At 40.0% G+C, this 18,830-nt stretch carries 20 protein-coding genes; 10 read left to right on the top strand and 10 right to left on the bottom strand.

Annotated elements, in window-relative coordinates:
• Positions 1–6 precede the first annotated feature (6 nt).
• Positions 7–987 (bottom strand): Fic family protein, encoded by a 981-nt coding sequence (locus tag MHN81_RS15165; RefSeq protein WP_239426141.1) that lies wholly within the window; start codon positions 985–987, stop codon positions 7–9.
• Positions 988–1,482: 495 nt separating this feature from the next.
• On the opposite strand from MHN81_RS15165, the gene MHN81_RS15160 reads away from it, so the two are divergent.
• Positions 1,483–2,394: a hypothetical protein gene (locus MHN81_RS15160; RefSeq protein WP_023400569.1), complete on the top strand. Its 912-nt coding sequence runs from the start codon at positions 1,483–1,485 to the stop codon at positions 2,392–2,394.
• Positions 2,395–3,088: 694 nt separating this feature from the next.
• Here the strand turns inward: MHN81_RS15160 and MHN81_RS15155 are convergent.
• From MHN81_RS15155 to MHN81_RS15125, 7 genes are all read right to left on the bottom strand, one after another.
• A complete protein-coding gene (locus MHN81_RS15155) occupies positions 3,089–3,565 on the bottom strand; it encodes a response regulator (protein ID WP_239426140.1) in 477 nt (158 codons plus the stop codon).
• Entirely contained in the window at positions 3,531–5,030 is a 1,500-nt protein-coding gene (locus tag MHN81_RS15150; protein ID WP_239426139.1) for an ATP-binding protein, read from the bottom strand. Before MHN81_RS15150 ends, MHN81_RS15155 begins: the two co-directional genes overlap by 35 nt.
• A complete protein-coding gene (locus tag MHN81_RS15145; RefSeq protein ID WP_239426138.1) occupies positions 5,027–5,656 on the bottom strand; it encodes a hypothetical protein in 630 nt (209 codons plus the stop codon). Before MHN81_RS15145 ends, MHN81_RS15150 begins: the two co-directional genes overlap by 4 nt.
• Before the next feature lie 577 nt (positions 5,657–6,233).
• Positions 6,234–6,476: a hypothetical protein gene (locus tag MHN81_RS15140; RefSeq protein WP_155250802.1), complete on the bottom strand. Its 243-nt coding sequence runs from the start codon at positions 6,474–6,476 to the stop codon at positions 6,234–6,236.
• Positions 6,457–7,401 (bottom strand): ornithine cyclodeaminase family protein, encoded by a 945-nt coding sequence (locus tag MHN81_RS15135; protein WP_023401160.1) that lies wholly within the window; start codon positions 7,399–7,401, stop codon positions 6,457–6,459. Before MHN81_RS15135 ends, MHN81_RS15140 begins: the two co-directional genes overlap by 20 nt.
• A gap of 12 nt (positions 7,402–7,413) precedes the next feature.
• Positions 7,414–8,493 (bottom strand): Xaa-Pro peptidase family protein, encoded by a 1,080-nt coding sequence (locus MHN81_RS15130; protein ID WP_239426137.1) that lies wholly within the window; start codon positions 8,491–8,493, stop codon positions 7,414–7,416.
• A 348-nt stretch (positions 8,494–8,841) separates the two neighbouring features.
• Complete coding sequence (locus MHN81_RS15125) at positions 8,842–9,570, bottom strand: hypothetical protein (RefSeq protein WP_239426136.1); 729 nt, start codon at positions 9,568–9,570, stop codon at positions 8,842–8,844.
• Positions 9,571–9,756: 186 nt separating this feature from the next.
• Here MHN81_RS15125 and MHN81_RS15120 point away from each other — a divergent pair, with 186 nt between their 5' ends.
• The 9 genes from MHN81_RS15120 (at position 9,757) to MHN81_RS15080 (ending at position 17,415) form a co-directional block, all read left to right on the top strand.
• Positions 9,757–12,144 (top strand): hypothetical protein, encoded by a 2,388-nt coding sequence (locus MHN81_RS15120; RefSeq protein ID WP_239426135.1) that lies wholly within the window; start codon positions 9,757–9,759, stop codon positions 12,142–12,144.
• Positions 12,145–12,524: 380 nt separating this feature from the next.
• The gene (locus MHN81_RS15115) at positions 12,525–13,523 is read left to right on the top strand and encodes a sphingomyelin phosphodiesterase (protein WP_023401156.1); all 999 of its coding nucleotides are present in this window, start codon (positions 12,525–12,527) and stop codon (positions 13,521–13,523) included.
• A 342-nt stretch (positions 13,524–13,865) separates the two neighbouring features.
• Complete coding sequence (locus MHN81_RS15110) at positions 13,866–14,066, top strand: hypothetical protein (protein ID WP_023401155.1); 201 nt, start codon at positions 13,866–13,868, stop codon at positions 14,064–14,066.
• 329 nt (positions 14,067–14,395) lie between these two features.
• Positions 14,396–14,761 (top strand): DUF2306 domain-containing protein, encoded by a 366-nt coding sequence (locus tag MHN81_RS15105; protein WP_239426134.1) that lies wholly within the window; start codon positions 14,396–14,398, stop codon positions 14,759–14,761.
• A gap of 95 nt (positions 14,762–14,856) precedes the next feature.
• Positions 14,857–15,246, top strand: coding sequence for a hypothetical protein (locus tag MHN81_RS15100; protein WP_239426133.1), 390 nt, complete (start codon positions 14,857–14,859; stop codon positions 15,244–15,246).
• A gap of 112 nt (positions 15,247–15,358) precedes the next feature.
• Positions 15,359–15,736 (top strand): MerR family transcriptional regulator, encoded by a 378-nt coding sequence (locus MHN81_RS15095; protein WP_023401152.1) that lies wholly within the window; start codon positions 15,359–15,361, stop codon positions 15,734–15,736.
• 36 nt (positions 15,737–15,772) lie between these two features.
• The gene (locus tag MHN81_RS15090) at positions 15,773–16,348 is read left to right on the top strand and encodes an NAD(P)H-dependent oxidoreductase (RefSeq protein WP_239426132.1); all 576 of its coding nucleotides are present in this window, start codon (positions 15,773–15,775) and stop codon (positions 16,346–16,348) included.
• 386 nt (positions 16,349–16,734) lie between these two features.
• Entirely contained in the window at positions 16,735–16,965 is a 231-nt protein-coding gene (locus MHN81_RS15085; protein WP_239426131.1) for a hypothetical protein, read from the top strand.
• A gap of 228 nt (positions 16,966–17,193) precedes the next feature.
• Positions 17,194–17,415, top strand: a complete 222-nt coding sequence (locus tag MHN81_RS15080; RefSeq protein WP_023401149.1) for a hypothetical protein — start codon at positions 17,194–17,196, stop codon at positions 17,413–17,415.
• A gap of 114 nt (positions 17,416–17,529) precedes the next feature.
• On the opposite strand, the gene MHN81_RS15075 is transcribed toward MHN81_RS15080, so the two are convergent.
• On the bottom strand, positions 17,530–17,997 hold the full coding sequence (locus MHN81_RS15075; protein WP_239426130.1) for a GNAT family N-acetyltransferase: 468 nt from the start codon (positions 17,995–17,997) through the stop codon (positions 17,530–17,532).
• Between the two features lie 80 nt (positions 17,998–18,077).
• Complete coding sequence (locus tag MHN81_RS15070) at positions 18,078–18,740, bottom strand: DNA alkylation repair protein (protein ID WP_239426129.1); 663 nt, start codon at positions 18,738–18,740, stop codon at positions 18,078–18,080.
• Between the last annotated feature and the right edge of the window lie 90 nt (positions 18,741–18,830).

The following is an 18,830-nucleotide window of genomic DNA, read 5'->3' as shown; positions in this document are numbered from 1 at the left end:
TCCTTTTTACTTAAAAAGTAGTTTTTCAACATTCTTGTACAAATTAACCAGTGCAACATTGTGATATACAGGCTGCAAGGTTCGCTTTTTTATACGACTTGGTTGCAAAATATTATATGAAACAAGCGTATTGATAGACTTACCAACATCATATATGGGTAAATCTAAAGTCTGAGATATATATGCTTGGGTAGTGATTGGCTGTTGCCAAAGGTGTTTAATGATAGAGATATCTACCGAATTCAAGGGAGTTAATAACGTTTGGGTATCGAGAATGTTTTTTGCGTTTTTTATTAACCCTAGGATTTTTTCTGTTGCAAAGTCTGACCAATCGTAAGCACGTTGCCAAAATTCTGTATTGGTTAGATAGGTTTTAGGGGAGGCTTTAAAGTTATGAGCTTCACCTATATATAATTCGTTTTCGCCGTGTTTATACCGATAAAGTGTGGCGGGTACCTGTATCCCCATTTTACGCTCTTGTGCAATATGAAAAGCACGGGCGACTCGGCCATTTGCATCTTGAAATGGGTGTATGGATAGCAATTCCATAAATGAATATACGTGCTGCAATGGCTGTAAATGACTGCTTGAGTTGTGGTCATCTACCAAATATGAAAGTGCTTGGTCGATCTCTTTCACAGAAGCGACTTCGGGGTATTTGGATGACGCTTTATCTGGGCCAATCCAGGATTCATTTTTTCTAAAACCACGAGTATCATTGCCAGTTAGCGTGCTATGCGCTTCCAATAATGTGCTTTTTGACAACGCTAGATTTGAAAATAGCTCGACTGCATGAGAGAAGCGGTTAATCCTCATATCCAATAAAGCGCCTTCGGGGTAATCAAGCCCTAATCTTGCTAGTAAAAGTTCGGTACGGCTCACGTGTCTGAGTTGGCGCATTGAATCACCACCACATAAGTATCGAATACAAAACTCAGAGAGTGGGAAAGGATAAAACTCATAGTTAGTTTGGTTTGTAACTGGCAATTTATTTCCTTGTTTTTATTTTGAAATTTATTATTTATTTAATATCTTGTTCAAGAGAATATTTGTAACAAAATTATTTGTGGTATATGGCTATTTTAATTTATATAAATGGTGGTTTGTTAAATAAATGATAATGTGCTTTTGGTTTTATTGAGGGGCTAGGTTTGCTTATTCTGCTGTTCAATGCCGTAGATAAAGCTTTTGTGCTGGAGCTCCTTGTTTTAAAAGCTAATAAATATGTAATTTCAATGTTTGTTCAATTATAGGCCCTTGTCCAAGGGCCATAGAATAATCCTGCTTTTTTAAATTAACCCTCAAACTAAAAATATGGTGCGGTTATTGCTGAGTATTACTTCTAAATAAGAGGTTACCACCTTACTTTACAGCCTTCGTGCAATAACAAGAGCACTAAAGTTTGGCTTCTATTACTTGATTTTGGAGTCTTTGAGGCGGTGATAAGCCATTTAACAGTGCAGACATCAAAAGGAGATGACAATGCAGGTTTCAAATACAAACAGCACGCAGTATAGCTATCGACCCAATACTGCAAATAAAGCACAAACCACTCAAGGTGAATTTAAACTAGATGAGTCAGGTGCGAACTCTGCTAAAGGTATCGATGTCAGGGGTAAGGCCAATCTTATTTACCTGCTTGAGAAGAAGGATATCGTACAGCTTTCGAAAGATGAGGTGAGCTGGCTAGCAGATATTAAAGAGTCTTTCATGTCAGTGCAGGAGACTGAAAACTATTTCAAGTCAAATGGCCAGAAAAAGGAAATGAATGCCATCATATATGTCGAAGGTAATGTTGTATCTTATCAGACTCAAGACGGCGGTGTGTATTACACAGATAGTAAAGCGGAAGAAATTTTCCGCAAAGCGGGGTTTGATGCTGAAAAAGTGAAGGGGCTAGTGAAAGAAATGTATCCAGATGGTGCCAAGGTGCAATTTTTTGAGGCAGGTGAGGGACCTTCAAATGCACAACTGTTTGAACAGATGCATGGCTATTCTTACAACGAGTTTGTTAGAAAACAAGTAGATAGCTTAAAGCAGTCAGAGCTTAATCAACAGTTGCAACAAGAAAAATACTATCGAAGTAAAGTTCTGTTTGAGCAATCACCTCAAACCGAGATTTTCAGTGTGGGTGGTCAAGTAGTCGCGAGCCGTGGCGAAAATGGCTATATAGATGTGGGCCAGCACTTGTTGGCGCAGGCGGATGCAAGGGGTATTAAAAGGAGCGAGCTAAAAGAGATATTCACAGTATCACCTGAGCGCACTGCTGCACAATATCAGGCATTGCTTCAAGATGTTTTCGGCGATGAGGTTACACTTCAATCATTTCACTTAGGTGATGCTCCTACTCGTGCCGAAGTTAAGTTGATGCAGGCTAATAATAGCTCTGTTTAAAAAGTGTAAGCCGCTTAAGTTTCTATAGTAATTCAAACATGGATCCTGAAACAAGTTCAGGATGACGAACTTTGGTTCAGGATGACGGCCTTTGGTTCAGGATGACGGCCTTTGGTTCAGGATGACGGCCTTTGGTTTAGGAGGGTGACCTTTGGTGTAGGTGAGGGCCTGTCGTATGGGAATGGCACAGCTTAAGGAGCGTCACAGCTGCCAAGGCTGTCATTGTAGGCTTGCCCCGCAATCCATTTACTAGCTAGGAACTACGTTAATTGTTCGGAATTAGTTGACCACAACACATGGATCCTGAAACAAGTTCAGGATGACGAACTTTGGTTCAGGAGGGGGGTCTCTGGTTCATGGCAACGGTTTTTGGTGTAGGTGAGGGCCTGTCGTATGGGAATGGCACAGCTTAAGGAGTGTCACAGCTGCCAAGACTGTCATTGTAAGCTTGCTCCGCAATCCATTTACTAGCACTGTCTCGTCATTGTGGGCTTGCCCCGCAATCCATGTTTATTAATGCAAGATAGGTTTTCAAGGTGGCAGCTATAGTGACTGTTAGGATAGTTCGCTTTACCTTGTGCAAAGAAAAATGAATTTGCTGCGCTCATTGTCATTAACACTTTGCACTTCATTCACCTTGCGCAAAAGAATCGTACTTACAGCGTTTGAAGTCGGTGTCTTTTGCATGATAGCGCTACAAACCCATGCATGAATCGATAGATTCTTGAATACATTCTTTTGACAAATCCCCTTTATTTAGAAATCCTTTTACAAAATCATAAGCCTCTGTTTTTCTTTTATCTTCTTCTATTGCAGAGGACGTGAACATGATAAATATAGAGGATGTATAGTTTTTATTGGCTTCTCTGTGCTTATAAAACGCGGCTAAGAACTCAAAGCCGTTAACACGAGGCATATTGATATCTAAAAAGATAAGCAACGGCGGAAAATCATTGGCAAACCTTTTATAGTTTTCTTCATAATCTTCAAGAAAATTCAGCGCAGTTTCACCATTATCTGCTTCAAATATTTGCGTTGAAATATCAAGCTTTTTGATGACTCTCTTAAGCAAGTAACGGTCATCTTCACAATCATCGATAATCATAATTGAAAATTTTTGCATATGGCCTCTAGGTTCAGGTTGGAAGTTCAATAATAAACTTTGTCCCACTTGCAGAGCTGCTAAATTGAATGACACCATCCATTTTCTCAATGTGTTTTTTGATAATATACATGCCTAAACCGCTTCCATATGCGATGTTCGGATGGAAGCGCTGAAACATGCCAAACACTCTATCTGCATATTCATCGGGAATACCAATGCCATTGTCCTCGACAGTGAGTATTGTTTTATGCGGTTTTTTCATCGTTGTAATTCTGACGTAGCGTGTGGGTTTGTCTTTGTCTGAATACTTTATGGCATTGGAAATCAAGTTTTCTAATACTTGTAAAATGCGAGCTTTAGGTGCCGTAAGTTCTAAAGAGCAATCTACCTGTGCTTGAATCTCAACATCATTGCCGATATAAATAGCCTGCAAACGAGCCTCAATTTCACCGAGTAGTTCAGCAATATTGATCTTTTCTTTATTACTCAACTCTAGTTCAGCTTTTGCTAGATTGAGAATGTCAGTGACTAAATCCTCTAACTTCTTTACATGTCCTGCGATATTGCTGGCATTTTTTCTCACGTCTTGATAATCACCATCATCAATGTCTTCACATATCGCTTTTGCAAGACCCCTGATAGTGATCAAAGGCGCTTTTAAGTCGTGAGACGTCCTATAAGAAAACTGAGAAAGTTCATCATTTGAAGCAACAAGCTGTTTGTTAAATAGCTCTAACTTTGCTTGATATTCAAGGTTATTTCGCTCTTTTTCGTAAAGTAGGTTGGTCATGGTACGCAAAGCAGTATCTAGCTTCGCATCACCACTTGAAAAAGATCTGTCTAGGTCATAATTACCGTGAGCTATGGTTTGGGCCAACTGAATCGTTTGGTTAAGAGGAATAAAAACGGCTCGAGCCAACAGAATTGATAAAGATACTCCTCCTAACACGCTAAGTAGAAGAAACATCATGGTCGTGTCCTTTAAAGTACGTTCTTGCTCTTCTTCCTTTAAGAAAGTACGTTGCATCTCCCAGTGCTGAGGCTCCGAAATTTGCCTGAACTTTTCAACAACGCGTTGCTCGAGAGGTGCCAGCTCCTGTCTTAACACTTGAATGGTAGCATCGGCGGAGTGCGCATGTGTTTTTGTGAGGAGCGTTTGCTGTATGTGTTTGAGTTGTTTGAGGTCGAATGCAATTTCGTTTAAGAGTTCTAGATGTTCTTCTCGTTCCCAGCGCTTTGAGTGGTTCTTTAATTGCGTATAGTTCTTATTGATAACGGACCAAGTGATCTGCCATTGATGTTTGTATTTTTTCTCTTTGGTTAATATCCATCTTTGCAGGCTAATTATTGATGTATTAAGCGCTTGAACGACTTTTAAATTAGCTTTAATAGATGGGTCCAAAACATGTTGGATGTGGCGAGATGATTCAGTAAGTTGGTTGATTTGGAGCAAGGAGAATACGGTCATTGACAGAAACACCAGAGTTATCGCTCCAAAGCTAAAGGCTATCTTCTTTTCCAAAGCATTCATGCGGCTTCACTCTTTTTGGGTTTTTGGCGAGTTACTATCAAGGCACTAGTCACGGTGAGCAGCAGCAAACAGGGAAGAACAATTAGGCCGATTTGCAGCAGTATTTTTGTTGCTTGTTGGTCCACAATATCTAATTTGGTGTGTACTGAAACAGCCCAAGGTTTGGTGCTTATTGGAATTTGATAGTTAATATCTTTAGACCCATCATTTCTTGTTTGAATTCCACCAAATGGAACACCTTCACCAGCTGATTGCGTAAAAGTTTTAACCTCGACGCCATTATCCATAGTCCAACCAGTTGTATCTTTGTTGATATTTGAAGGCTTAGGGTGCGCGATCACTTTATTCTCGTGCTCGATGATACAAGCAAAATGCTCACTACTTTGTAGTGTGTTTTCTAGCATATTCTGGACATCACTAAGTACCTTAGCTGAGTCTTCGCCTCGTTCCAGTTCAATAGATACAAGCGTTGCTAACCTTTCTGCCTGTTCTCGATTTTTATCTAGATTGAGCTTGAATAACACGTGATATAGTTGGTTGTGAAGGAGGGGAGTTGCAACAACGACAACAAAGGTGGTTATAATAAAAAACGTACCAAATACTTTTAAAAAAGAGAATTGTGTCATATGTTCGGCTCTTTAAAAGTCCGTTCCTAATTTGCAGGCAGATAACTGGCTGCGGCCCCATTATTACTTTTAATACAAACAAGTACACCAAACAAGCCTATGTTTATCCCATATAGGTGGTTACGCGATTTACCTTGATGCAGATATATATAAATGATGCGCTAAGGTAAATAATTGTGTGGTGCAGTGAACTATTTATATCTAACCAAAATAAAAGCGCTTATATACTTATAAGTGCATTGCTTTTTGATTGGAGAATAATTGCTACTAATTATAATCGGCTATTGAATAATAGCTAATATGTCCGTTATTTTTGCTACAAAGCCATATTTTGACTGTGGCAACAGTCCAAGTCCTAGCGCATATATGTGGTTAGAATAATTATAATGATGTTTAAATTATCGTTGATGATTGACTAAAAGCAGTGTTTGTTTCTTTGAGATACGTAGCATAGAGGTGTATTGTTAAGATAACTTTCTGTGTGCTACATGAAGCGAAGCAGCCACTAATAAACCTAGTGTCATAGCTAGGGGTTAATACCAATCAAGCGGGAGTGATTGGTATTTGCTACTGAGCATTATAAATGCCAGATGTTTTTGTCATCGGCTAACACCTGGCATGCTTCACCTGATTTGTAACGCAGGTAAAAAGCGTCGTCGTAAAGCACTTTACTGCTACAGATCACATCTTCATACCTGTAACAGATCAGCAGATGATCTTGATGGCAAATCAACGTATTACACAGACGTTTGTCATGAACAATGTTAACTGAGATAACCTGACACGCCTTGCACTTAGCCTTACTCTTGAACCAAGTCATAAACAAGTTTCGCCGTCACTAAATCACTTAAAGCTGTGCCCACAGATTTAAAAAGCGTAATTTCACTTTGGTTAGTCCGTCGATAGGTATGACTCTTGGCCAGCTCAGTTAATTCTGCCTTAACCTGTGATTCACTAAATACGCCCTCGGAAATTGGGAGTAGTAACTCACCAGCTTCATTTAACACATTAATTCGACTGTCTACATATACTGAGCTGCGGGTAACAGTGCGAGTGTCGCACTCCCTGTATTGTTTGTGATGATTTCCAATTAAGTCAATATGAGTACCAGGGGACACCCAGTTACCATCAAAAAGAGGAGTATGGCTTCCTGTGGCACAACTGATCACGTCGGCAGATGCAATCAAACTTTGGCATGCTGTACCAAATTCAAATTGTATTTTCCCGTGCTGTGCAGACAACACTGACAATAAGGTTTTTGCTTTATCAGGGTTTCTGGCGACGACAGTGACTTTTTCGTAGTCACGTACATTCAGGTGTGCATTGATCATAAAAGGTGCGAGATTACCTGAGCCAAAGAACACTAAGTGTTTGGCATCCTTTTTTGCTAAATAGGAGGCGGCGAGCGCAGATACAGCAGCCGTGCGCCAAAGTGTCACTTCGGTTCCATCAATAAGCGCAAGTGGCTCCCCAGTTTGACGAGAAAATAGCATTATCTTTGAGTAGAGACTTGCTTTGTCCTGTTTAAAGTTTTCCGGAAAGTATGTAAAGGCTTTCACACCAATGACTTCGTTGTTCCAAGCTGGCAGCACGGCAAACGCATCGTGATTATCAGCTGAGTTATCTAGCTCAAACACTTGGCGCATCGGCATATTGGCGTCACCCGAAAAGCCTTCAGCAATGGTATCAATTAAGGCTTTAAAATTGAGTGCTTGTTTTACTTGTGCGCGATTAATTAATTGCATAACTTTGCTTCCTTATAATTCAAAATTTTGCGCAGAGTGAGTCAGCTGTTGATAGCCGTTTGGAGTGACCACTATATCTTCTTCCAGTCGTACTCCCCCGACATGAGGAATATAAATCCCTGGCTCTATTGTGATCACATTGCCGGCGCTCAACACATAGGGGTTATTGGGCTTGATAAATGGATGTTCATGTAGAGCAAGGCCCAACCCATGACCAAGCCCTTCACCTGCGAATTGAGCGAATTCGCTATTATTCAATACTCGATGCGCAACCTGATTCAAGGCATCGCAAGACACGCCTTGCTGTACTTTTTCTAATGCTGCATGTTGGGCACGTTGAACGGTGTTAAACATGGCTTGTTGTTGAGCACTGGGTGTGCCGTAAATATAGGTCCGTGTCATATCTGAGCGGTAACCACCAACAACAGCACCAAAATCGATTAAGATCAGATCACCATGACGTAATGCACGTTCACTAGGATCGCCATGGGGTAGAGCACTTCTTTCGCCAAAAAGTAAAATAGTATCAAAGGAAACCCCTTGGGAGCCTTTTTGACGCATTTTGTATTCCAGTTCCAACGCCAGATCTCGCTCCTTTACCCCTTCACGGACGAGCGTTAAAGTTTCACAAAGGGCTGCATCTGCAATGTTGGCAGCCTGTTGAAGAAATGCTATCTCTATGTCATCTTTCACTTCTCGTAGCGCTTCCACCCAACCATATGCACCTTGTACATACGGGTAGGTCAAGTCAGCGGCAATGGCTTCCCACTGAGCTACACTGACATTTTCTGATTCATAGGCGATTTTATTGAGCTCTGGAAATAGCGCTAAAATACACTGGCCTAGGCGCTGGGCATCTCGGTCACGTTTTATCACGTGTATATTTTCCGTTTCCAAGCAAGCCCGTTCGTAATATCTATAATCGGTAATTAAGTAAGTGTTGCTCTTGGATATTAGTAATGTGGCAGCATTGCCACTAAAACCAGAGAGGTATTGAATATTCTCATGGCCTGAAACTACCATCATATCTATGTCATGCTGTGACAACTTTGCTATCAATTGTTGTCTTCGAGAGTTATGGTTCGCTTTCAACTACGCCACCTATTAGAAATTGAGTGATGTACTTCACTCTGTTAACCAAATTCAATGTCTTTGTTGTGAAATATATTGTATACAATTATGATAAGCAAGCTTTAAATAATTAGTGACGGAGTGTTACAACGCGCAATGTTGCAATAGATGACTTTGATTTTTAGCTAAAACTTAAACCCTAGCTATAGAGCTTGGGGGGATATAGTGACAGCAAGAGGGTGAAGGTGTTTAAAGTTATAGAATGTGGGCTAATTAAAAGCTTTAGGAGTGACTACTAGAGTAAAAAAATGCATTGGCAACCATCAAAGAAAGCGCAGTGTTTCTGCGCTTTACAGGTTCAGTGTGTTGTTATAGCTGTTCTTTTATATCAATGAGTTGAATTTTACCTGAACTATTGTCTATCAGTTCAAATGAGTGAGCATTTCGCACCAAAACACTTCCACTGCCATCGTCTATAACTACTTTCCCGGATACGTTCTTAACGACTATTTTCCCTGAGCCATCTTCAATGGACACATCGCCGTCAACCTGCTTAACAACAACCTTGCCTGAGCCATCACCAATGGCAATTGCACCATGCACACCATGGATGTTAATGTTTCCGGAGCCGTCTTCAATCTCTACCGACGAGAGGTTATTGCTGATCCTGATTGACCCTGAGCCATCTTCAATTCGACTTACGCTGGCATTTTCGATTATGATCGCGCCTGATCGGTCTTTGATCTCGGTTAGTAATTCACTAGGTACGGTTATGGTTAAATGGAGCAAAGTGTGGTTGTACGCTCGGTGACAGGTATTGGCGGTCAGCAGTGCGATGTTTTTTTGCTTAATGAGTTCAAAGCAGTAGTCTGTGCTCGCCTGAGATTGATATATATCAGCTTTAACACTTATCTTATCGGTCTCTTCGCCAATAACCGTTAGTTTTCCAGAGCCTGCGTCAATTTTTAATCTATCTAAATCAGCTACGGGCAATGACAGAGTGCGACTTTCCACAAAATCAAAATCATTTGAAAACAATTGCATTGCAGATAGCTGAGTGCAAAAAAAAGCCACAGCTGTCAAAAAGTAAATTTTCATCTCAATGTCCTTAGATACGCATTTTTAACTGTGACGCAGTAGTCTAGAAAAAGGTTTAAAGGCCATTTTGAAACGCAAGCTTTTTGGCGTTTCAGCTACCTAACTTGTCGGCGTTAAGCGAATTTACTTGGCTCTCCCCTTAAATTATTGTATACAATATACATAAGTTGATAATGAGAAGCTCCTATGCGTAAAACTTGCTTAAGTATCTGTCTAGCCACCTTGCTAAGTGGCTGCGCTGCGACAACACCGATCAAGACGTCGTCTAAAATATTACCTCCATCAAAAATGCAGGTGGAACTTGACGTTTCTGGCCGCACCAGCACCTTAAAAAATATTGATATTCAATATGTTGGGAAAAACATTCCGCGTACATACAGTGACGGTAAAATCACTAACAGCCGTGGATATGATTGGTGGGTAAGCAAGCATTTTGCTCTAAAGAGTGATCTTCCAGAAGAAAAGGTTCGCTTGTATTTAGAGTTACTAGAGATGTCATACCCGCATTACGTTGAATTATTCGGTATGGAACCCAGTAACATAGAAAACCAACGTATCGCGGTTGTTTATGGTAGCTCTAGAGCCAGAGTGCGAGAAGCGATGCTAGATGATGGCTTTTTACGTGGGGTGCATACACATGCTGGTGGCGAAACCATGTTTTACAATCGTGCTGGCTATAGTTTCCCAAGCCATCGGCAGCATCACCAACGGTACATTGTTATCCATGAAACCATGCATGCATTTCATATGACGCTTAATGGTCACTCAACATGGGCACCTAATTGGATCACCGAGGGAATGGCTGATGCGATAGCCAGTCATACTTTTGATCCACAGAAAAAACAGCTCAATGTAATGGTTTTTGACCGAGCGCCGATGAACTACTTAACGTCAGGACTTGCCCAATATCATCAAGGGGGACAACCAAGTTTTGAACAAATTAATGACAACCCGAGCCTTAAACGCGGATTGAATTTTTTTATCGTACACTTTTTGTTGAGCGATCCGACACGTTACCATTACTTTAAACGCTATTTGAAGGAGTTAATGCGTGCAAATCCTGACTCGCAGGAGACATTACCGACAGCCAATAAACTACTAAAAGCAACTTTTCCAGATTGGCCGACTCTTGAAGCTGAGTTCAGTCAATTTGTTAAAACTGCACAATCTAGCTTTTATATTGTTCAAGGGCCTTGGGAGCAAAGTGGAGCAGGTTACTTCCTAAGAAGTGATAAAAGTGAAACTCTGCACCGTCTTGATATTATTGCTGACAATGACAGCTTGCAAACGACTTTAGACTTTCCCGCACCGTCTTCGCACCCCTTGATCATGCCTGTGAGTAAAAACAGCTTGGCAGCCTTAATACATTTCGAGCCCGAACAAGTAGGGCGCGGCGAAATTGGTATTGGTCTGTTAACTGAGCTTAGCAAAGACAGCAAGAAAAAGCGCTTGGGGCTGCTCAAAGAAGCTGATTTTAGTCAAGATAAAATGCTGACTTTATTAATAAAAAATGGCAACAAGCTTGAGTTTAATGGAGCCGGTTATGACGAATCAAGCCAGTATGTTTCTCTGACTCCTGAGGCCATCGAAGATATTCAAAAGTATCAGCAGTTGGCACTTAATTTGACCAAGCTAGATGATCAACTTGTGGTGACGCTCAATACTAAGTCTCAAAGCCAAAAAGTGACTTTTAATATGCCTAAAAATGCGCAAGATAAGGTTAACTTGCAGCAAATTGCAATCCTTGGTAAAGCGATGAACCATACGCTTACGCCATACGTTTTTGGCCACACAGCGTCTGTAGTATCATTAAATGAGTCTATCGCTAATCCTTGGTTATATCGAGATGCTCCACTGGCAATGCGAGCATTCAACACCTGCGAGGAGTTTACTCACGATATACCACAGTGCCGAACCCAGTTAAAAAACGCCTTTGATAAGCTCACTGATCAAAACAAGCATGATGAGTTGTCTACACAATTACGACAATACTTGACGCTTTGGCGTAGTCAAATTCACCGCCCAACGGCAAAAACCCTCAGCGGTATTGAGCTTCAATTGAGGTTTGACAACGACCAGCCTTTTGTCAAAGCCATTAACCCAAGTGATAGTGTTGCTGAGTTAATACTTACTGGCGAAGGCGGTAAAGCTGTAACCCACTCACTCTTACCTGGAAAAAGTCGCTTTGATTTGACAGATAATACAGCCACTTATGGCTATAAACTGAACTGGCAAGATATACAACAGTCTGGGCTGTTAGATGTCGAAAGTCAGCGCTTTGACGGTGTGTACTTGAATGCTTCGTTACAACAAAAACAATTGAAAATAGCGCTAACCGGGCCTTATTCAGGCGCTACGTCTGGCGAATTAGCCGTTCAGTTTTTACCATTTGAAAAGCCAGTAAAGAGCGCTCACATTTGGCAGGAAAGTGTAGACATATCGCCCTATGAGCAAAAAATTTGGCAACCAGCTATACATGCTTTACCTAACTTAAAAGATGGTATTTTAGAAGTGACAGCGACTTTGGAAGTTGACGGTGAACCCGTCAAATTACAACAGCGAATTAAACTTTAAATTCATGCTGAGCATTTTGTATATTTTTTCCCTTTGTAAAACTTGATTGTTTTAGTCAATCCAAAGGTTAGCTGTAATAGCTAACCTTTTTTTAGTCATATGCCTCTCGAATTGACCCAATTATCTTCTGGTCTATAGAAAGTAATGAGACTAAACGGCAAGTCTGTGTTCCCCATTTTGCATTGCCTATACGGTTCTTAACAGCAATAAAAATTCCAGAAAAGTGTCATAAAAAAAGCAACTTAGCGCAATCAAACCGACATTAAAAATGATTATTTTCATTGCTGCGAAATTTTCACCAGTTCTCTGCGTCTTGAGTGTGCAGTAGCAAGTGAATATCTCAATAAAAACCAAAATAATAGTGATGTATTGGAGAAAAAATGAAAATTAAACATGTCCTGCTGTGTGCAACAATGCTAATGAGTATGCCAAGTGTGGCTGATTCTCTCAAAGTGATGGCTTACAATATCATGCAGCTAAATGTGCAAGATTGGGATCAGAGTAATAGAGCGCAACGTTTACCCTTGGCGCTTACTTCGCTTAATGACAGGCCTGATGTCATTATTGTCAACGAAGTATTTAATAGTGATGCTGAGCAGGCACTCGCTGCGTTATCTTCTATATATCCTTATCAAACACCGAATGTTGGACAGGATTGCAGTGGCAGCGGCTGGGACAGTTTGACTGGTAACTGTTCCAATAGCCCGTTTGTTATCCGAGGGGGTGTGGTGATTATTTCTAAATATCCAATCATTTCGCAAAAAGCGCATGTTTTCACTCAGAGTTTGAGTGGTAGTTGGGACTATTTGGCAAACAAAGGCTTTGCTTATGTTGAAATAGAAAAAGGAGGTTTGCGTTACCACTTGATCGGCACTCACTTGCAAGCAACACATGATGGCAATACCGAGGAAGAACATCGTGTTCGCATGGGCCAGTTAAGTGAAGTTCAAGCTTTTATCGAGGCACAGAATATACCTAGAAGCGAACCCTTGATCATTGGTGGCGACATGAATGTAGAGTGGAGCAAGCGGCAAGAAGTGGCAGACATGCTCACTACAGCAAGAGCGAAGTTGAATTTTGAAACGCCAGTGATAGGCTCATTTTCCGCAAAACACAATTGGTTTACCAAAGCCAATGCATACTATTTTGATTACAGCTTAGAATACAACGATACCTTGGATTATGTATTTTGGCATGCCGATCACAAACAGCCTAAAAACAATCCGAGTATGGCTGTGCGTTATCCAAAAGCTGACAAAAATTGGTACTGGAGCTATTTAAAGGGCAACTGGAACCTCAGTAGCGGCCGCCATTATCACAATGGTTATTATAATGAGCTATCAGATCATTATCCGGTGCAGGTAAACTTTGAGTTTTGATTAAGTGCTAAGTAGGTGCTTGATTACGACACTCAAAAAAGAGTGAGCAGGGGATAGCTTGGCTATTTCAATCAAATTGACGTCGATTTTTGTTTCAATTGAGCACCGTTTATCAACGACATTTATTTCCTTTAAATAAGGTTGAAGCAGGGTGGAAGAAAGAATCCCTAAAGCTTAAGTTGTATGAGCTTGCAGTTTTTAAGCTTAATCCGAGTTACTATTTCTTCTTTCATTAAATTTTAAATAATCTGTTGTTTACAATTTGTTCTCAATGTATAACGTTAAGTAGCTGTACTAAAAGTAAGCACATTTTGGGTTTCACAATTAATTAAGGAAAGAAAAATGATAAAAAGTATCTTAGCCGCAACGGCACTGATTGTTGCTACATCCATCCCGACTAATGCAAATGCATACGAAGAAATTTTGGTAGAGTGTTATAAAAATGGTCGCCTATTATGGAGCGATGTTTTTGAATCATATAATGAATCTCGTACTGCTGAGAAAATTTGCAGAAGAATAGGCGGCGAACCAATTAGCTACTAAAATCGAGCATACTAAAACAGTAAGTTTGTATATAGCACGAAAGAAGGTCAGCACGATAGCTGGCCTTTTTTGTAACGGTCATAATCAATTTTGAAGTACATGTGTGCGGGTAGTACATGACCCGCATATTTAAGTATTTACACTAATATCCCGTATTTTATGATGTGGCCGAATAGCTAGGGAGTGTATTGTGGCTCAATTTCAGAAAGTGCTTTGATAAACCAGATAAAGTGCTTTAAGGTAACTATTCAACTGCTGTTTATTTAAACTAGAATATAGAAGCTGACAGATGTTTAGCTGGGCGATTCACTTCTCATTAAAGGTTGCATATGGATATTGCACTCCCAACACTCATACATTTATTCGTGGTTATTCCAGCCATAGTTTTAGGCCTTCTAAATTTGGCAATGGAAAAAGGCACTCGTATACATAAGTTCATTGGTAGATTGTGGGCTGTGCTTATGTTAATCACCGCTTTTAGCTCTTTTTTTATTCAACCAACAGGCAGCCTAACTTGGCTACATTTGTTTGCTATTTTAATTATCGTCTCGGTTGTTGCTGGAACGTACGCCATTTATAAAGGTAATCGAAGGGTACATATTGATTGCATGTGCGGCGCATATATTGGCACTGTGATCTCCGCTGTTGTTGCCGCAAGTATCCCAGGGCGCTTATTTCACACCATGTTGTTTTAACAATATCGTACTAATTTACTCAGCTCTCTGTTGATACTGTGACTTACATTTTATGCTATAAATAGCGAAAAAATAAAAGGTGTAAAGAGATTTGTATGACAAAGGAGCCATGGGTTAATAGTGAAATTTTGGCGGGAGAGCCTCTGGTTGGAAACAAAGAAGGCTTAGAGCAGCTAAAAATTACCATTGAGCAAGTACTGGATGGCTCATCAACTTCTCAGTGTCAACTCTCACTTTGTGACAATATATCGGTCCATATACAAGAAACCCAACAATACTATACGGCGCAGCAGGAAGATAATCGCACCTGGCTTCAAAAGCTGCGTGATAACGTAATCGCCAGTTTATTATTTAGTTGGCTTTTTCTTCTACCCCTAGCTGCGCTAGCGCACATTGTTTATGATATATACGCACAGCCCAAGCCAGAACCTCGGTGCCTGATCCCAAATCCGCCATTAAATAACCACGATAAACTTGTTAGATAGCGATTATTCCTGTTAGCCATAAAGTGAGTTGTTTTTGAGCGATGTGGATAAAACAAATATATCGTGAATTATTAAGGCTAATTCCATTCATCTCACAAATTAAAGGAAATCTATGTATATCGGAGAGGTTGCAAATAAAACCGGATTATCAATAAAAGCGATTCGATTGTATGAAACGCGAGGCTTGATTAAAACACCTTTGAGACAAGGACGCTACCGCGTATACGAAGATTCGCACATAGAGGTGCTGAACCTAATCAAAGAGGCCAAGTCGTTAGGGTCTACTTTAGCTCAACTTGACGAGGTGATTGTCTATCAAAATGGGGAAGTAGATTGGCTACGAATAGAGCAGTTTCTGGTTGGGCTTAAGTGTCAGTTGTCACGTCAGGTAGATTCGTTAAATAGCAGGATCTCTCGGATTGAAAATTGTCTGTCTACGATAAAATCTTGTCCTTCTATGCTTGACTCTACCCCTAGGGGAAGAGATTAGACTCGTCATCAAACTCAAAAATAGGAAATGAGTAAAATGACGAAAAAAATACTAGTTCTAAATGGTAATCCAAAATCAAACAGTTTTGGTCAACACTTGGCAGATATCTACAGTTGTGAAGCCAGAGAATACTTTGAAGTAAGACGTTTTAATTTATCTGACATGACATTTAATGCAAATTTGCAGTATGGCTATAATGCAGCACAGGTGTTGGAGCCTGATTTAGTCGAGTTTCAGAAGGCAGTTTTGTGGGCCGAGCATATTGTAATTGTTTCACCGATTTGGTGGGGTGGGCTCCCCGCTAAACTTAAGGGCTTGTTTGATAGAACATTTTTACCAGATTTTTCTTTTAGATACGAAAAAGACAACCCTGTACCTGTACAGCTTTTATCAGGAAAGACATCCCGGCTTATTCTAACAATGGATATGCCAGCGCAGCATATGGAAGAGCAAGCCGCGCCAGTTATTGCTCAACTTGATACGTATACATTGCAGTTTTGCGGTATTCAAAAAGCACAAATAAACTTATTTGGTTCTTTGCTCTTAGCGACACCCTTTGATAAGCAAAAGTGGGAGGGATCGGTAAAATATTTGGGAAGTAAAGGTCTATAAAAGCAAACCATTCAATGTATGAAAACAAGTTGGCTAATCGTACTAAAACAGTTGGCCGACTAACGACCTCTTTTTATTGTCTGAATATGGTTACCTCAACACACTCTAATTCTGTTTAATTGATAAATAGCTGGTTGAGTATTACCTCTCTCGTTGCGTCTAGTTTATTTAACTTGATTAAAGTAGAAGCACTCTTTTGTGTTCTCGTATTCAAAAAGCTCTGGTATTTGGTAGGTTTTGATTAATTTTTTCATGATAAATTAATGATTTTATAGAATTTAAATAACAGTGGTTTTTGCGTTTTATGGTTGTTTACAGTCTTTTTTGTCTATTATATATTCGACTTGATTTTAATCTGTTTAATTTAAACAAGGGAGTTTATAAAAATGAAATTAAAATCAATGTTGTTTGGCTTTGCTACAGCGGCTACTTTATCTTTAAGTAGTCATGTAATGGCCTCTATTGGTAGTAATACCATGCTTATTACGTGTGTAGACCAAAGCGAATCCAAAGTGCTGTGGTCAGATCGCGCCTCTAATCCCAGAGTGCAAAACGCTTTGTTGACGAGGTGCTTATATGAAGGCGGTTTCCCTGAGGTTCGTTTTATTACGTATTAAATACATCAGATGTGATGTATGGCGATAGGGGGTACCTCCATTTAATCTTTCTCAGCAATACTAGGTAAAATAGTGGGTTTTAGCATGAAAATCTATATTAATAAGATTCATGCATTTATAAAATCTAGGTGTTTAAAATAAACCTCGATTTTGTTGTTCTATTTAACTGTGCTGCATTGCTTATTTTAATATTTATATCAAAGGTATAAAACAAGGGAGTATATAATAATGAAACTTAAATCAATTCTATTTGGCGGCATAGCTGCAATTGCTCTATCACTTGGTGTGCAATCAACTGCTCATGCATATATGACGATTTTGGTTACTTGCGTAGACAAAAATAACTACAACATCTTATGGACTTCTAAGTCTATTTTCCATGCCCAGTACAGAGAAGATGTAAGGCGCTGTATCGCGGATGGTGGTTACGCTGAGGTCGATTACCTCTAAATATTGAGTTGACCAAGTACGTTTGCGTTAAGCAAACGTACTTTTTAATAAACCTAAAACTCTTGTTTTTAAAAGGTTTAGCCTGTGAATTCAAACATCACTTTTTTGCAGTGTCTAACACATCCCCTTCATAATGTAGTTTGGTCCCGCTGGACTGCCCAAATATTTTTCATTCGTGTCTTCAAAGCCTGCTTTTTTATAGCATTGGTATGCGAGGTTGTTACGGCAGTTGACGGTTAAATAAATTTGCCTGTACTCGGGGTAAAAATCGCTTACGTAAGGGAATAGAGCATGCACCGCTTTTTTGCCATAGCCTTTGCCTTGTTGGCGTTTATCAATCACAAATGCTCGGATCCCAACAGCATCTTTTGGGCAAAAGTCATATTTCTGTGCGTAAGCGAGATCAAGCTTAAAATAACCAATGACCTTGTCTTGATGTTCAATTACATGCAGGTGAGTGGTGTCGCATATATCATTTAAAAACTCGGAAGCAATGCCTGCAAATTCAACCTGATTATCTTCAATCTGAATGGCTTTTACCTGTTCTAGATGTTTTTCAGAGAGCTTAGTTATCGTTATCATGATGTGCTCTTAAGTGTTATAAAGTAACAAAAGAATAATTGATATCTTCCAAAATTACCATATTCGGGACGAAGTTCTATTCACAGCGACATGAGCTGCGTTTTGGTTTGTTTATCAAGTTTTTCTAGTGCATATCGAAATGCCACTCGAGGCATGTGTTTGTGGTGAGTTTTGAGGTAATTAATAACGACATCCGGCGATGACTTGGAAAGCACTTTTAGCAGCCAGCCATAGCCCTTTTGCACCAAATCATGTTGATCATTGAATAACAAGTTTGCCGCGTTTAAAGGGGCGTTTAGGGGAAATTTTCCTTTATTTAATGGGTAAATCAAAATGACGGCGACGGCTCTTCGCACAGCGAAGTTACTGTGCGTGGCCCAAGGGTGGGTTTTATCAATTAACTCTGGGTATTGCACCATCAGCTCGCCAAAGGCATGGGTACAAAAATCGTCGCAGTCGTACCAGTCGGTGATGTATTGCAATAACCAACGTTCGAAAATATCAAAGGTACTTAGGGTATATTGTTTTTTGACTCGAAACGCCCAGTCATAGGCGATTAAACTGAGCATCCAGTCACGCTCTTCAAGCAATTGCTCACACAGGTGCAATACAGATTCAATCTGGTGATCCGTTAATTGTCGGTAAAGCGTTGCAGAAAGTTGCCGAGCTTGGGCTGTTTTGATTTTTTGCTTCGGATAGCCAAGTTCAGCCAAAGCGCCTAAAGCAATGTCTTTTATATGCATAGCATGTATCGATGCGTTGTTTTAAAACACGTTAGCTGATTTATGGCAAAAGCTCAAAGCTATACAGAAAAACAGCAGCTTTGAGCTTTG

The sequence above is a fragment of the Pseudoalteromonas sp. Of7M-16 genome, from assembly GCF_022347805.1.
In the GTDB taxonomy this organism is placed as follows: domain Bacteria; phylum Pseudomonadota; class Gammaproteobacteria; order Enterobacterales; family Alteromonadaceae; genus Pseudoalteromonas; species Pseudoalteromonas luteoviolacea_F.
The sequence above is the reverse complement of the archived record's forward strand: the minus strand, read 5'-3'. Positions and strand labels throughout refer to the sequence as shown.

Excerpts from the sequence above, each read along its gene's own strand:
- MHN81_RS15090 (WP_239426132.1), top strand. The coding sequence starts at position 15,773 with ATGACGAAAAAAATACTAGTTCTAAATGGTAATCCAAAATCAAACAGT.
- MHN81_RS15135 (WP_023401160.1), bottom strand. The coding sequence starts at position 7,401 with ATGCAATTAATTAATCGCGCACAAGTAAAACAAGCACTCAATTTTAAA.
- MHN81_RS15115 (WP_023401156.1), top strand. The coding sequence starts at position 12,525 with ATGAAAATTAAACATGTCCTGCTGTGTGCAACAATGCTAATGAGTATG.
- MHN81_RS15100 (WP_239426133.1), top strand. The coding sequence starts at position 14,857 with ATGACAAAGGAGCCATGGGTTAATAGTGAAATTTTGGCGGGAGAGCCT.
- MHN81_RS15140 (WP_155250802.1), bottom strand. The coding sequence starts at position 6,476 with ATGACTTGGTTCAAGAGTAAGGCTAAGTGCAAGGCGTGTCAGGTTATC.
- MHN81_RS15085 (WP_239426131.1), top strand. The coding sequence starts at position 16,735 with ATGAAATTAAAATCAATGTTGTTTGGCTTTGCTACAGCGGCTACTTTA.
- MHN81_RS15105 (WP_239426134.1), top strand. The coding sequence starts at position 14,396 with ATGGATATTGCACTCCCAACACTCATACATTTATTCGTGGTTATTCCA.
- MHN81_RS15145 (WP_239426138.1), bottom strand. The coding sequence starts at position 5,656 with ATGACACAATTCTCTTTTTTAAAAGTATTTGGTACGTTTTTTATTATA.
- MHN81_RS15125 (WP_239426136.1), bottom strand. The coding sequence starts at position 9,570 with ATGAAAATTTACTTTTTGACAGCTGTGGCTTTTTTTTGCACTCAGCTA.
- MHN81_RS15160 (WP_023400569.1), top strand. The coding sequence starts at position 1,483 with ATGCAGGTTTCAAATACAAACAGCACGCAGTATAGCTATCGACCCAAT.
- MHN81_RS15095 (WP_023401152.1), top strand. The coding sequence starts at position 15,359 with ATGTATATCGGAGAGGTTGCAAATAAAACCGGATTATCAATAAAAGCG.
- MHN81_RS15070 (WP_239426129.1), bottom strand. The coding sequence starts at position 18,740 with ATGCATATAAAAGACATTGCTTTAGGCGCTTTGGCTGAACTTGGCTAT.
- MHN81_RS15120 (WP_239426135.1), top strand. The coding sequence starts at position 9,757 with ATGCGTAAAACTTGCTTAAGTATCTGTCTAGCCACCTTGCTAAGTGGC.
- MHN81_RS15110 (WP_023401155.1), top strand. The coding sequence starts at position 13,866 with ATGATAAAAAGTATCTTAGCCGCAACGGCACTGATTGTTGCTACATCC.
- MHN81_RS15075 (WP_239426130.1), bottom strand. The coding sequence starts at position 17,997 with ATGATAACGATAACTAAGCTCTCTGAAAAACATCTAGAACAGGTAAAA.
- MHN81_RS15080 (WP_023401149.1), top strand. The coding sequence starts at position 17,194 with ATGAAACTTAAATCAATTCTATTTGGCGGCATAGCTGCAATTGCTCTA.
- MHN81_RS15150 (WP_239426139.1), bottom strand. The coding sequence starts at position 5,030 with ATGAATGCTTTGGAAAAGAAGATAGCCTTTAGCTTTGGAGCGATAACT.